Origin of the sequence: Dinoroseobacter sp. S375 (assembly GCF_049800775.1) — a bacterium.
In the GTDB taxonomy this organism is placed as follows: Bacteria; Pseudomonadota; Alphaproteobacteria; order Rhodobacterales; family Rhodobacteraceae; genus Dinoroseobacter.
In genome coordinates, this window is sequence record NZ_JBNAFR010000008.1 from 73,197 (window position 1) to 86,754 (window position 13,558).

11 protein-coding genes are annotated in these 13,558 nt (G+C 65.9%); all 11 read right to left on the minus strand.

Features of this window, described 5'->3' with window-relative positions:
• Window positions 1-5: 5 nt before the first annotated feature.
• The 11 genes from ACP150_RS16695 to ACP150_RS16745 all read right to left on the minus strand — a co-directional run bounded on the left by ACP150_RS16695 (window position 6) and on the right by ACP150_RS16745 (window position 13,557).
• Window positions 6-893, minus strand: coding sequence for a dimethyl sulfoxide reductase anchor subunit family protein (locus tag ACP150_RS16695; protein WP_424967808.1), 888 nt, complete (start codon window positions 891-893; stop codon window positions 6-8).
• A gap of 3 nt (window positions 894-896) precedes the next feature.
• Window positions 897-1,643 (minus strand): 4Fe-4S dicluster domain-containing protein, encoded by a 747-nt coding sequence (locus ACP150_RS16700; RefSeq protein ID WP_424967809.1) that lies wholly within the window; start codon window positions 1,641-1,643, stop codon window positions 897-899.
• An 82-nt stretch (window positions 1,644-1,725) separates the two neighbouring features.
• Window positions 1,726-4,497 (minus strand): molybdopterin oxidoreductase family protein, encoded by a 2,772-nt coding sequence (locus ACP150_RS16705; protein ID WP_424967810.1) that lies wholly within the window; start codon window positions 4,495-4,497, stop codon window positions 1,726-1,728.
• Window positions 4,494-6,401, minus strand: coding sequence for a beta-galactosidase (locus ACP150_RS16710; protein ID WP_424967811.1), 1,908 nt, complete (start codon window positions 6,399-6,401; stop codon window positions 4,494-4,496). Before ACP150_RS16710 ends, ACP150_RS16705 begins: the two co-directional genes overlap by 4 nt.
• Window positions 6,398-7,258, minus strand: coding sequence for an SMP-30/gluconolactonase/LRE family protein (locus ACP150_RS16715; RefSeq protein ID WP_424967812.1), 861 nt, complete (start codon window positions 7,256-7,258; stop codon window positions 6,398-6,400). Before ACP150_RS16715 ends, ACP150_RS16710 begins: the two co-directional genes overlap by 4 nt.
• Window positions 7,255-7,860 (minus strand): 2-dehydro-3-deoxy-6-phosphogalactonate aldolase, encoded by a 606-nt coding sequence (locus ACP150_RS16720; protein ID WP_424967813.1) that lies wholly within the window; start codon window positions 7,858-7,860, stop codon window positions 7,255-7,257. The genes ACP150_RS16715 and ACP150_RS16720 overlap by 4 nt, the downstream gene beginning before the upstream one ends.
• The gene (locus ACP150_RS16725; protein ID WP_424967814.1) at window positions 7,857-8,753 is read right to left on the minus strand and encodes a 2-dehydro-3-deoxygalactonokinase; all 897 of its coding nucleotides are present in this window, start codon (window positions 8,751-8,753) and stop codon (window positions 7,857-7,859) included. Before ACP150_RS16725 ends, ACP150_RS16720 begins: the two co-directional genes overlap by 4 nt.
• Window positions 8,750-9,514 (minus strand): SDR family NAD(P)-dependent oxidoreductase, encoded by a 765-nt coding sequence (locus ACP150_RS16730; protein WP_424967815.1) that lies wholly within the window; start codon window positions 9,512-9,514, stop codon window positions 8,750-8,752. Before ACP150_RS16730 ends, ACP150_RS16725 begins: the two co-directional genes overlap by 4 nt.
• A complete protein-coding gene (locus tag ACP150_RS16735) occupies window positions 9,514-11,223 on the minus strand; it encodes an IlvD/Edd family dehydratase (RefSeq protein WP_424967816.1) in 1,710 nt (569 codons plus the stop codon). Before ACP150_RS16735 ends, ACP150_RS16730 begins: the two co-directional genes overlap by 1 nt.
• A 148-nt stretch (window positions 11,224-11,371) precedes the next feature.
• Complete coding sequence (locus tag ACP150_RS16740) at window positions 11,372-12,712, minus strand: alpha-glucosidase/alpha-galactosidase (protein ID WP_424967817.1); 1,341 nt, start codon at window positions 12,710-12,712, stop codon at window positions 11,372-11,374.
• Complete coding sequence (locus ACP150_RS16745) at window positions 12,709-13,557, minus strand: carbohydrate ABC transporter permease (RefSeq protein WP_424967818.1); 849 nt, start codon at window positions 13,555-13,557, stop codon at window positions 12,709-12,711. Before ACP150_RS16745 ends, ACP150_RS16740 begins: the two co-directional genes overlap by 4 nt.
• Window position 13,558 lies beyond the last annotated feature (1 nt).

Consider the following 13,558-nt stretch of genomic DNA (forward strand, 5'->3'; position numbering starts at 1 on the left):
GGGGCTCAGGCCGGGCTGGCGGCGTTCTGTTCCCGTCCGTAATAGAGCCCGACCACATGCTCGGCTTCTGCAAAAAAGAGCCAGCGCGCCACCAGCACCCCGGCGAAATGGGAGATCACGGCGAGTCCGACCACGAGATGCTTGTCATTGAGCAGGATGAGCACCAGCGGCAGCACCGCCATCAGACCCAGGGCAATCACGCGCAGCTTCAGGGCATGCTTGCGACCGACCTCGTAGACCATCTCGCGCATCAGGTAATTGCCGCCCGTATGGGGCGGCTCGAAGGCGCGGACCTGCGCACCGAGGCCCGTGGCGCTGGACAGGGTCGTGGCGCCTCCGGAGAAGGCCTTGTCGCCGTGCAGCCACGCCCAGACCTGCACGGCCCCAATGGCGGCCAGCAGCCAGAGCGCCGTGGTGATATGCCCGGCCAGAAGCGCCCCGCCCCCAAGGCTCAGCAGCCCGAAGAGAACCGGCGTGGCCGGCTGGTTCCAGCGCGGTACGGTTTTGAGCTGGGTATAGATCATCGCCGTGGCGAGCACTGTCGCCAGACAGAGCGCCGCGCCGAGCAGCCCTAGGAATGCGGGTTGGTAGCCGAGAAACACCGCCGCCGCCGCGTGGAGCCCCATGATCGTCAGCGCGCCCACGGCCAGCACCGCTTCGCGGCTGAGCCAGCTTGTTTTCCACTGGGTGAAGGCGCGCCAAGCCCGTTGCGGGTTGCCCAGATGGAAGGTCGAGGCAATCAGCCCGCCCACCGACAGCGCGAAGGCCAGCGCGTAATAGACGAACCCGACCCAGCCCACGGCCTTGGGAATGCCGAGCCCGAGCCAGATCAGCAGGCCAAAGCCGATGCCGGACAGGGAGGTGAAGAGAATGACAGATTTTGCGGGATGCATGGCTCAGATCCGATCCAGAGTGCGGTCGAGCCAGCCCAGAAAGCCCGTGGGCTCGGTCGCGACCGGTTCGAGATAGGGGGCGAGCACGTCAAATTCCGGCACATCATCCTTGGGACGGGGCGGCAGGTACTTGTTGACGGGCTTGGTGCCCTGCTCGGGCATGAGGTCCATGCCGCCACGCTCGGCAACGAGCTGGCTCACGGCACTGTCAGGATCGCCCAGATCCCCGAAATGGCGAGCGCCCGCCGGGCAGGTGCGCACGCAGGCGGGTTGGCGGTCTTCTTCGGGCAGGGTCTCGTTGTAGATCCGGTCGACGCAGAGGGTGCATTTCTTCATCACACCCGCGGCCGCATCCATCTCGCGCGCGCCGTAAGGGCAGGCCCATGCGCAGAGGCCGCAGCCGATGCAGGCATCCTCGTTGACCAGCACGATCCCGTCCTCAGCGCGTTTGTAGCTGGCCCCGGTCGGGCAGACGGTCACGCAGGGCGCGTCCTCGCAATGGAGGCAGGATTTCGGGAAGTGGATCAGCTGGGCCGGGCCTGCCTCGGGCGTGACCTCGTAGCTGTGGACGCGGTTGAGGAAGGTGCCCGTGGGTTCCGCGCCGTATGGGTCCTGATCGCTGAGCGGTGCGCCATAGGCCTGATCGTTCCAGCCCTTGCAGGCGACCACGCAGGCGTGGCAGCCCACGCAGGTATCGAGGTCAATGACGAGGCCGAGCTTCTTTTCGGTGCTGGCGGGAAGCTCGGTCATGGAGCGCTCCTTGGCTGGCGGCAGGATATGGGGGGCCAGCCCCCCAGACCCCCCGGGATATTTGGGGACTTAAGCTTGGGGGTCATGAGCGGGCTCCGAGCGGCGGGAAGCTGGGCTGGCTTGCGGGCTGGGTGCCGGTTTTGGCGATGTTGACCCGCAGGTCGAACCAGGCGGCCTGGCCGGTGACCGGGTCGGAGTTCGACCAGCGCATCCCGTCCGAGCGTGCCGGAAGCAGTTCGGAGATCAGGTGGTTGAGCAGGAAGCCCTTGGTGGCTTCGGGCGCGTCCTTGTCGAGGCCCCAGGCGCCCTTGCGCTTGCCGATCGCGTTCCAGGTCCAGACGGTTTTCGGGTTCAGCGCGGCCATCAGGGCCACGGGGATGGTGATCTGGCCGTGCCGCGAGGTCAGGGTGGCCCAGTCGCCCTCGGCAAAGCCGTGCTCCTCCCAGACGGCGCTGGGGACGTAGAGGGGGTTGACCCCGTGGATCTGGCGCAGCCAGGCGTTCTGCGAGCCCCAGGAGTGGTACATGGCCATGGGACGCTGGGTCAGGGCATGGAGGGGGAACTCGACCATGCGGGCATCGGTGCTGTCGTACCAGATGGGCAGGGGGGAGAGTTTCTCCTTGATCTGGGCGCGCAGGTGGTCCGGCGGCTGGCGCGCGCCATGGCCCTCGGCGGCGAGCTGGAACCGGCGCAGGGGCTCGGACCAGAGGTTGAAGATATATGGCTGGGGCTTGTCGTAGAAGGCCATCTCCACCGCCCAGTCCTGATAGGCGCTGTTCCAGGGCTTGTAATAGCGGGCCTCTTCGGGGACCTCGGCCTCCCAGAAGCCGCCATTGTCGATATAGCGCTGGAGCTGGTCGGGGTTCGGCGCGCCGCGCCCCGCCGCATCGCCATTGCCGCGAAAACCCGAGAGCGGGCCGACGCCCGGGCGGCGTTCATGGTTCACCATGTAATCGGCGTAATCCGAATAGAGCTGCTTGCCATCGCCGTCGACGAACCCGGGCAGGCCGAGCCGCGCGCCGAGCTCCACCAGCACGGATTGGAAGCCGCGGACATCGCGGTCAGGCTCCACCACGGGCCATCGGATTGCATCAGCCACCGCATCGGGTTCGCAGATCGGGCGGTCGAGCAGAGAGATGCAGTCATGGCGTTCGAGATAGGTCGTGTCCGGGAAGATCAGATCCGCGTAGGAGACCATTTCGGAATCGTAGCTGTCGGCATAGATGATATGCGGGATCTTGTAGTCGCCATTCTCATCCGTATCGGTGAGCATCGCCATGGTCTCGGCGGTGTTCATGGACGAATTCCACGCCATGTTCGCCATGTACATGAACAGCGTGTCGACCTTGTAGGGATCCCCCGCATGGGCGTTGGAGATCACCATATGCATCAGCCCATGGGCGGACATCGGGTTGTCCCAGGAGAACGCCTTGTCGATGCGCGCGGGGCTGCCATCGGGTTTGAGGCAGAGGTCATCGGGGCCGTGCACAAACCCCAGATGCGGCCCATCCAGCGGCGCGCCGGGCGTGACCTTGCAATGGGGTTTGGGATGCGCCTCGGGCGGTTTGGGGTAGGGCGGTTTGAAGCGGAAGCCGCCGGGGACCTCCACCGTGCCGAGCAGGATCTGCAAGAGGTGCAGGGCGCGGGCGGTCTGGAAGCCGTTGCCATGGGCGGAGATGCCGCGCATGGAATGCATGGCCACCGGGCGGCCCTGCATCTTGGCATGCGTGTTGCCGCGGAAATCCGTCCAGGGGATGTCGAGTTCAAACGCCTCGTCAAAGGCGGTGCGCGCCAGTTCGGCGGCCAGGCCCCGGATCCGGTCGGCAGAGATCCCGCAGCGCTCGGCCACGGCCTCGGGGGCGTAGTCTTCGCTGAGGTATTTCTCGGCGATATGCTGGATCACCGGGCGGTGGCTGACCCCGGCATGACGGTGCGAGCCAGCGAGGTCCGGTTGCACGCCTTGTGTGTCGAAGGGGACGGGTTTGCCCGTAGCCCGGTCGAGGATCAGCAGCTCGCCATCCTCGTCCCGCAGCAGCAGGCCATGCTCGGGGCTCGCCGGGTCCTCGTTCACCAGCACGGGCGCGTTGGTGAAGGCCGCAAGATAGTCGAGATCGATCCGGCCCGCGCGCAGCAGGCAGTGGATCAGCGACAGGATCAGCAGGCCATCGGTGCCCGGTGTGATCCCGTACCAATCATCCGCCACGGCATTATAGCCCGTGCGGATCGGGTTGATCCCGATCACCTTGGCGCCGCGCTTCTTCAGCTTGCCGAGGCCGATCTTGATCGGGTTGCTGTCATGGTCTTCGGCGACCCCGAAGAGGAGGAACATCTTGGTGTGTTCCCAGTCCGGTGAGCCGAACTCCCAGAACGCGCCGCCCATCGTATAGATCCCTGCCGCCGCCATGTTCACCGAGCAGAAGCCACCGTGCGCCGCGTAATTCGGTGTGCCGAAGTTTTGCGCAAAGAAGCTGGTGAAGCTTTGTGACTGGTCGCGTCCGGTGAAGAAGGCGAGCTTCTCCGGGGCCTCCTCGCGCAGGGGGGCGAGCCAGTCCGTCGCGGTCTGCAGCGCCTCCTCCCAGGAAATTTCCTCGAACTGGCCCGAGCCGCGCGGGCCGACGCGTTTCAGCGGTGCGCGCAGGCGCGAAGGGGCGGTGTGCTGCTTGATGCCCGCCGAACCCTTGGCGCAGAGCACGCCCTTGTTCACCGGGTGGGCGCGGTTGCCCTCGATATAGGCGACCTTTCCATCCTTGAGATGCACATTGATCCCGCAGCGGCAGGCGCACATGTAACAGGTGGTTTGCCGCATCTCGTCAAAACGCGGGGTGGGAATCTCGGGTGCGACATTTTTGTTCATGAGGCCAATTTCCACAGCAGGCCCGCCGGGGGCAAGTGGTCGTCTTCGAAAATACGGGTTTCGGGGGAATAATTTACCACCAACCGGTGGGGTCCCATCACGCGCTGTCGCACGCCTTCGGGCATTTTGGTGGTATTGATGCCTGCCTGTGCACAAAGATCTCGCAGGATCCGGGAGAGGGCTTCCGGGTCCGGCCAAGCGGCCAGATAGCTCTGGCGATCCGCGCTCAACAGCATCGGCGCGCCGTCCTCGGTCGTGATCCGGGGCGGGATCGGGCTCTCGATTGCCTCGATCCAGCGTTCGGCCTGACCGCCCCCGGTCAGAGCACGCCCCGCGCCGGGGGGCAGGCTTTCCACGTGGGTGACCGTGACGTCGAGGTCGTACAGGCCGGGGCCGAGCGGCAGCGCCATGGTCAGCTCCGGTGTCTTGGAGCCTGCGCGCGGGCCGATCAGCACCTGTGCCGGGGTCTCGGCGAGAAAGGTCGTCATCTCGGCGCTGAGGCTGAGCAGGCCCGGGACGAGGATCAGGTCATAGCCCGACAGGCGCGCCGGATCCGCGGGCAGGATATCCACGGACAGGCCCAGTTTCCGCAAGCCCCGATACATCTCGAAACACAGCGAGAAATAATCGAAATCCGCGCCCTGGGGCTGCACCTCCCAGGCCCATTGGGACGGGTAGTCAAAGACCAGTGCCACGGGCGCGCGCGAGATCCGCGCCTCGGGCAGGGCGGCGATCTCCTCCGCCACCTGACGCGCCTCAGTGAGGCCCGGGGCCTTGGCATCATCGGCGCGCAGAAGGCCCGCATGCATCTGCTCCTGCGCGAAGGGGGCCTGCCGCCAGCGGAAATAGCACACGGCCTCGGCCCCATGGGCAAAGGCCTCGTGGGACCAGAGCCGCACCATCCCGGGCAGGGGGGCGGGGTTCCACGGGGCCCAGTTCACCGGGCCGGGCTGTTGTTCCATGACCCACCAGCGTCCGTCCTGCCCGACCCCGCGATAGAGGTCGTGGTGGAAGGCCTGGAAATCCGGATCCCCCTGGCGCAGATAGGTCGCCTTGTGGGTCGCATCGCCTTCAACGCGGTCCATCAGGAAGCCCATCGGATAGCTGTCCCAGCTCGCGATCTCCAGATCCGTGCCAAGGTCATGGTGATCGAACTCGGTGACCCGGCCCATATAGTTGTGGATCAGCGGCGCATCCGTGAGCGGGCGCAGCGCGTTCACCTGCGCGCGGTTGAAGGCGACGACCATATCCGAGGCGAAACGACGGAACGCCATGGCGTGAGAGGGGTTCGGCTCGGTCACGGTCAGGTTCGGCAACTCGATTTGGTCGAAGTTGTCATAGTCCATGGACCAGAATACATTGCCCCATGCCCGGTTCAGCGCCTCTGTCGATTGATAGCGCTGCGCCAGCCAGTCGCGGAACCCGTCTCGCGCGGCGGGGGAGTAGCTGAGCGTGGTGTCGTGGCAGCCGTATTCATTGTCGATCTGCCAGGCCACCACACGCGGGTCTCGGCCATAGCGTTCGCCCATGATCCGGGCGATCCGCGCCGCCTCGGCCCGGTAGCCGAGATGGGCGAAACAGTAATGCCGCCGTGATCCGAACCCGCGCGGGCGGCCCTCGGCATCATGGGCCAGCATGTCGGGATGCTTGTCCAGCATCCAGCGGGGCGGGGTGGCCGTTGGGGTGCCCATCACCACCTCGAGCCCGGCCTCGGCCAGCACCGCGACCGCGCGGTCCAGCCAGTCGAATTGCAGATCCCCGGGGCTGGGTTCGAGCCGGGACCACGCGAACTCGCCGATCCGGACAAGGGTCAGCCCTGCCGCTTTCATCCGGGCCGCATCGCGCGGCCATTGATCCTCGGGCCAGTGCTCGGGGTAGTAGCACACCCCCAGTTTGCGGCTCACAGGATCACCCGTGGTTCCGGGTGCCCTTGGGCGACCCCATGGGCGGTGAAGACGCAGCCGTTTTCGGGGGCCTCGGCAATCTCTTCGGCCCTGAGCCCCTCGCGCGCCGTGGTGACAAAGAGCTGATCCAGCCCGGCCCCGCCAAAGGCAGGGCAGGAGGCATGCTGCCCGGCGCAGTCCACGGCCCGAAGTAACGCGCCCTCGGGACTGTAGCAGGCCACGCGGGATGCGCCCCATTGGGCAATCCACAGATTGCCCTCCTTATCGGTCACAGCACCGTCCGGGTTCAGCCCTTCGGCGCGCAGGTCGACCGCCACCTCTGCCGGGCCATCGGGCCAGCCCTCTGCATCAACGGGCAGGCGCATCACCTGCCGTGTCGGTGTGTCCGTGTAATAGGCGCAGGCCCGGTCCCGGTCGAAACAGATCGCGTTGGAGATCGTGATCCCCGGCTCAACCCGCCGCAAGGCGCCATCATGGAAGCGATAAATCGCTCCGGCACCGGGCTCTGCCGCCTTGCCCATGGTCCCGATCCAGAACCCGCCCCAGGGGTCCGCGCGCCCGTCATTGGACCGGGTGGCGGGGCTGTCCGCCTCCAGCGGGGCGAGGAACTGGCTCTCGCCCTCGATCAAATCGAAGGTCGCAAGGGCGGTTTCCGACGCAATCAGCAGCGTATTGCGATCCACCCAACCCGCCGCCGAGACCATCTCGTCAAACGCCCATTCCAACGGCCCGTCGGCATCCCGCGACAGCATCCGCTGCCCGGTGATGTCGAACCAGAAAAGCTGCTGACGTTCGGGGTGCCAGAGCGGCCCCTCGCCAAGCGCGCAGGGCCGGTCATCATAGAGCGCCGCGATCACGAGATGGCCGCCCCGTAATAGCGCACGATGCTGAGCGCCTTGAGATAGACCTGTTCATCCGTGTCGCCCGGTGCATAGAGCGAGCTGCCCAGACCGAACCCCTTGGCCCCCGCCGCGAGCCAGGCCGCGAAATCCGGCCCGTCGATCCCGCCCACGGCATAGATGTCCGTGCCCTTCGGCAAGACGGGCACCAGCGCCTTCAAGAGCCCCAGCCCACCGACCGAGGCCGGGAAGAGCTTCAGCCCCGTGGCCCCGGCCTCGAGCGCCGCAAAGCACTCGGTCGGGCTGAACACGCCGGGAAAGCTCAGCATACCTTGCGCGCGGGTCTCGCGGATGACGTCTGTGTCGGCGTTGGGCGAGACGATGATCTGTCCGCCCGCGGCCTTCACATCGCGCACCTCGTCCCGGGTCAGGACCGTGCCCGCCCCGATCAGCGCGCTGTCGCCCAGGGCGTCGACCATGGCCGTAATGCTGTCCAGCGCGTCTGGCGAGTTCAGCGGCACTTCGATCCGGTCGATCCCGGCGCTGACGAGCCGCGTCGCCACGGGCACGGCTTCGGGCGGGGTGATGCCGCGCAAAATGGCGATCAGGGGTCTGCTCATGCGGTTTCTCTCAAGCTGGCATAGGCGCTGGCGAGTCCGGCGCGCACCATCTCGGCGCCATCGGCGATCCGGGCGGGCACGGCTTGCGCCTCGAGCGCGGTCTGGTAAGGGGCGGTGACCTTGGGCGCGCCGATCAGCGCCACCTGCTGGCCCAGCCAATAGGGGCGGGCGGCGACAAGCTCCGCCCCGATCAGGAGGCCCGAGAGCCGCGCGCGCGTCGCATCCGGTGCAATGCCTTCGAGCAGATCCGTGGCGCGCAGGCCAAAGAGCCGCGCCGCGATCCGTTCGGGCCGGGCCATGCCATCGCTGAGCCCCTCGGCAAAGGCCTCAGCGTCCCAGCCTGCATCCGCGAGCGAATGGCGCAACACCGAATGGTGCGCGAGGGTGAAATAGAGCTCGCCGGTCATGAAGGTCTGGAAGCTGACGACCTCGCCCGCGCTGATATGGGCCCATTTCGTATGGGTGCCCGGCAAGCAGATCACCCCGTCCCAGCCCGGGTTGCGGGCAAGAAACCCGGCAATCTGGGTCTCTTCCCCGCGCATGACATCCGCAGGCTTGGGTTGCTTGAGCCCCGGGATCACATGGACCCGCAGCCGCGAGTCGGCGCAGGCGGCGCGCACGGGGGCGGGGCCCAGCGGGGCGCAGGGCACCGCCGCATAGGGCGCCTCGACCCAGCCCTGACGGGAGCCAACCATGCCACAGGCCAGCACATCCGTGGGCCCCTCCAGCCAGTCGCCAATCAGCGCCAGCAAGGCGGGTTCGAACCCGGCGCGATCCAGCGTGCCCATGCCCGCATCCGAATGCGCCTCGGCCCGGACTGTCTCCCCGGCCATGCGCCAGGCCCGCAGATGCGAAGTGCCCCAGTCTACTGCGATCCAGCCGGTTTCGTTCATCCTGTCACCACCACGCCACCATCCACGACCATGCATTGTCCGGTCATCATACGGCTGCTGGCCGAGGCAAGAAACAGGGTCGCGCCAACGATATCCTCGGGGGCGAGATGCTCCTTGAGGCAGGCGCGGGACAGATGCGCCTCCAGATCCTCGGGGGTGGCCCACATGTCGAGCTGTTTCTGGGTCAGCACCCAGCCCGGGGCGAGGGCGTTGACCCGGATCCTGTCCGGCCCGAACTCGCGCGCAAGGCTGCGCGAGAGGCCGGTGATCCCGGCATTGGCTGTGGTGTAGGCCGGGTAGCCCGCATTCCCCATCATGTAGCTGATCGAGCTGAAATTCACGATGGATCCGCCGCCCGCCGCCGCCATGCCGGGCGTCACGGCCTGGGCGGCAAAGAAATAGGCCTTGAGATTGACCGCCTGCATCCAGTCCCAGAACTCGGGCGTAACCTCTGCGGTGCTGTGGCGTTTGTCATTGGCGGCGTTGTTCACGAGGGCGGTGATGGGGCCATGGGCCTCCGCCGACCGGGAGATGGCGGCGCGCAGGCCTTCCGTATCGGTGATGTCGCCTTGAATGAAGAGCGGCGCGCGCCCGTGTTTCGCGGTCATCTCGGCGACGAAATCGCTGGCGTCGGAGCGACCGATGAAGGCCACCTGCGCGCCCTGGGACATGAACCCATCGGTCAGCGCAGCACCAATGCCGGAGCCGCCGCCGGTGATGAAGACGGACGCGCCGTCGAGGTCGGAATAGCTCGCAGTCATCAGTGGCTTTCTCGTGTCACAGGGCGGGTGTCCTGACCCACCAGAAAATCCAGATCCGCGCCCTGATTGGCCTGCAGCACGTGATCCACATAGAGCTTGGCATAGCCGCGCGTGTAATGGGGCGGGTCGGGGGTCCAGGCTGCGCGGCGCGCGGCAAGCTCGGCATCCTCCACCAGCAGGTCGAGCACCCCGTCCTTGGCCGAGATGCGGATCCGGTCGCCGTTCTTCACGAGGGCCAGCGGTCCGCCCGCCTGCGCCTCGGGCGCCACATGGAGGATCACGGTACCATAGGCGGTGCCCGACATGCGCGCGTCTGAGACGCGGATCATGTCGCGCACGCCTTCGCGGACGAGCTTGGCCGGGATCGGCATATTCCCCACCTCCGGCATGCCGGGATAGCCTTTGGGTCCGCAGCCCTTGAGCACGAGGATCGTCTCGGGCGTCACCGGCAGGTCGTCGCGGTCGATATTGGCTTTCATGTCCTCGATGTTCTCAAACACGAAGGCCTCCCCCTCATGTTCGAGCAGGGCATCCGTGGCCGCCGAGGGTTTGACGATCGCGCCGTCCGGGGCGAGCGAGCCGGTCAGAACCCGGAGCCCGGCTGCGGGCTTCACAGGGGCCTCCATCGACCGGATGACATCGCTGTTGAAACACTCTGCTCCCTCCGCATAGGCGGAGATGTCCTTGCCCAGCACGGTGGTGGCGGGACGCAGATGGTCCTTGAGTTCCGACAGTACGACGGGCACGCCGCCCGCATAGGCGAAATCCTCCATCAGGTACTGGCCCGAGGGCATGCAGTTCACCAGCAGGGGGATCTCGCCGCCGATCTCGAAATCCTTGAGGCTCAGATCGACATTGGCGCGGCCCGCCAGCGCCAGAAGGTGGACGACCGCATTGGTCGAGCCACCCACGGCGGCATTGGCGAGGATCGCGTTCTCGAAGGCCTCCTTGGTCAGGATCGCGCTAGGGCGCAGGTCTTCCTCGACCATTTCGACGATGCGTTTGCCGGTCAGATGCGCGAGCGCCATGCGCCGCGCATCCACCGCCGGAAGGGCGGCATTGGTTGGCAGGGACAGGCCCATCGCCTCGACCAGTGAGGCCATGGTGGAGGCGGTGCCCATGGTCATGCAGACCCCGGCGGAGCGGGACATGCCAGCTTCGGCATTCATGAAATCCGCCAGTGTCATCTCGCCCGCGCGCACAGCCTCGGAGAACTTCCAGACATCCGTGCCCGATCCGATATCCTGCCCGCGATACTTGCCGTTCAGCATCGGTCCTGCCGAGACCACGATGGAGGGCAGGTCGACCGAGGCTGCGCCCATGAGCTGGCCCGGGGTGGTCTTGTCACAGCCGCCCAGCAGAACGACGCCGTCCATGCCATAGGCGCGGATGGATTCCTCGACATCCATGGCCAGAAGGTTGCGGAACAGCATGGCGGTGGGCTTCATCTGGGTCTCGCCCAGCGACATGACCGGGAACTCGACGGGGAAGCCGCCCGCCTCCCACACGCCGCGCTTGACGCCTTCGGCGAGGGTGCGCAGGCCGTGATTGCACGGGGTCAGCTCGGACCAGGTGTTGCAGATCCCGATGACCGGGCGGCCATCGAAGACATGGTCCGGAAAGCCCTGGTTCTTCATCCAGGAGCGGTGAATGAACCCGTCCTTGTCGAGCTTGCCATACCAGGCACGGTTGCGGCGATCAGTGGTCACGGGCACCCCCGTGCGCGGTGCATATATGCACCGCGCGGACCCGCGCAGCTGCGCGTTGCCTGCGGGATGGTGTGCGTCTCGCCAGGGCGCCCAGAGCGTCCTGCGCGGTGCACATGTGCACCGCGCCACGTGAGGAAGTGATTGGTCATCATGCGGCTTTCTTCGGGCGGGCCCAGTCTGGGATCCAGCTGCCATGGGCGGCAAGCAGATCCGTGACAAGGTTGCGGATCTGGCGCAAGTCCAGTTCCGCGGCGGTGTGCGGATCCATCATCGCGGCGTGGTAGATATGCTCGGGTGTCTCATCCAGCAACGCGCGCACCATCAGTTCCTGCACATTGATCTGGGTCCGCATCAACGCCACCAGCTGCGGCGGGATATCCGTCACCGTGCTTGGCTGCACCCCGTTGCTGTCCACGAGGCAGGGGGTTTCCACCACCGCACCAAGGGGCAGTTGCGGGGTCTGGCCTGTGTTCTGCAGGTTGCCATAGATCCGGTAAGGCTGGTCCGTGACCATGGCGTTCATGATCTCGGCGGCGAATTCGTGGCTTTTCTCCACCGGGATTTCCGCTGCCCCCGTCAGCCCGGCGGCCTGGGCGCGCCAGTCTGCGATCTGTTCGAGGCAGCGGGTCGGATACTCATCCAGCGGCACGGCGAACTGCGCAATCAGATCCTCGCGTCCCTTCTTGATGAACCAGGGCACGTATTCGGCAAAATGCTCGGAGCTTTCGGTGCAGAAATAGCCCAGATGATCCATCACCTCATAGCGCACCTTGTTCGCGCAGCGCGGCATCAGGAGCGGCGGTTTGGGCAGCGCCCCCCCCGCATATCCCGCCCGCAACGCAGGATAGAGATCGCGGCCCCGATGGGTCAGCTCGAGGAAGAATGCCACATGGTTCACCCCGGCCACCCGGTAGCGGATCTCGTCCTGCGGCAGGTCCAGGTCATGGGCCAGCTCCTGCACCGTGTTCTGTACCGAATGGCACAAGCCCACGGTCCGCACATGGGGGTAGCGTTCCGCCAGCGCCCAGGTGTTGATCGCCATGGGGTTCACATATTGCAGCATCACCGCATCCGGGCAGACCTGAGCCATATCCTCGGCCACAGACCAGAGATGGGGCACCGTGCGCAACCCCCGCATAATCCCGCCGATCCCCAGCGTATCGCCGATGGTCTGGCGCAGACCGTAGGCTTTGGGGATCTCGAAATCCGTCACGGTGCAGGGCTCATACCCGCCGATCTGGAAGGCGGTGACCACGAAATCGGCCCCCTCCAATGCGGCGCGGCGATCCGTATGGGTGCTCACGGTCGCGCCCGTGCCCATGGTGCGGATCATCGCCCGCGCCACCAGCTCGCTCTCGGCGAGCCGCGTCGCGTCGATATCCATCAGCGCGAAATGGCCATCCCGCAAAGCCTCGAAATGCAGCGCATCCCCGAGGATGTTTTTCATGAAGATTGTCGAGCCTGCCCCGACAAAGGCGATTTTGGTCATTTCACAGCTCCAAGAGTGAGACCAGCGATGAAGTGTTTCTGCATCAGGAAGAACATGGCGACCGGCGGCAGGGCGGCGATGATGCTGCCTGCGCTCATCATGTGATAGGCGGCCGTGTACTGCCCGTTGAAGGAGGTGATCCCGGCGGTGACCGGCTGGGCATCGACCCCTTGGGTCAGCACCACGGCCCAGAAGTAGTCGTTCCAGATGAAGGTGAAGATCAGCACCGACAGCGCCGCAATCGCGGGCTTCATCAGCGGCAGCACCACGAACCAGAAGATCCGCCATTCCGCGATCCCCTCGACCCGCGCAGCCTCGATCAGCTCAAAGGGCAGGGCCCGGATGAAGTTGCGCATGAAAAGCGTGCAGAACCCGGTCTGGAACGCGATGTGAAAGAGCACGAGCCCGGTCTTGGTATTATAGAGCCCCAGATCCAGCGTCAGGTCGCGTACGGGCACCATGAGGATCTGGAAGGGGACGAAATTGCCCGCCACGAACATGAAGAAGATCCACAGGTTCGCCTTGAATTTGTAGATGCCGAGGGCAAAGCCCGTCATGCAGGACAGAGCCACCGCGCCGATCACTGTGGGCACCGTGATCATCACCGAGTTGATCAGGTAGCGGGGCATGTCCGATTCCAGAAAGACCCGGCTGTAGTTTTCCACGAAGCTGATCGAGGAGGGCCAGGTCCAGTAATTGCCCGTGGCGAAATCTCCTGCCGGCTTGATGGAGAAGACCGCCACGGCGATCAGCGGCAAAAGCCAGAAGATCAACGCCACCGGCAGCAGCGTCTTGTAGGCGATTTGCTGACCCCGGGGGGCCGTCTCGATGGGGGCTGGAAACATC

What these genes read in the sequence shown, in the direction of transcription:
- ACP150_RS16695 (WP_424967808.1), bottom strand. Translation starts at nt 893, where the DNA reads ATGCATCCCGCAAAATCTGTCATTCTCTTCACCTCCCTGTCCGGCATC.
- ACP150_RS16700 (WP_424967809.1), bottom strand. Translation starts at nt 1,643, where the DNA reads ATGACCGAGCTTCCCGCCAGCACCGAAAAGAAGCTCGGCCTCGTCATT.
- ACP150_RS16705 (WP_424967810.1), bottom strand. Translation starts at nt 4,497, where the DNA reads ATGAACAAAAATGTCGCACCCGAGATTCCCACCCCGCGTTTTGACGAG.
- ACP150_RS16720 (WP_424967813.1), bottom strand. Translation starts at nt 7,860, where the DNA reads ATGAGCAGACCCCTGATCGCCATTTTGCGCGGCATCACCCCGCCCGAA.
- ACP150_RS16725 (WP_424967814.1), bottom strand. Translation starts at nt 8,753, where the DNA reads ATGAACGAAACCGGCTGGATCGCAGTAGACTGGGGCACTTCGCATCTG.
- ACP150_RS16730 (WP_424967815.1), bottom strand. Translation starts at nt 9,514, where the DNA reads ATGACTGCGAGCTATTCCGACCTCGACGGCGCGTCCGTCTTCATCACC.
- ACP150_RS16740 (WP_424967817.1), bottom strand. Translation starts at nt 12,712, where the DNA reads ATGACCAAAATCGCCTTTGTCGGGGCAGGCTCGACAATCTTCATGAAA.
- ACP150_RS16745 (WP_424967818.1), bottom strand. Translation starts at nt 13,557, where the DNA reads ATGTTTCCAGCCCCCATCGAGACGGCCCCCCGGGGTCAGCAAATCGCC.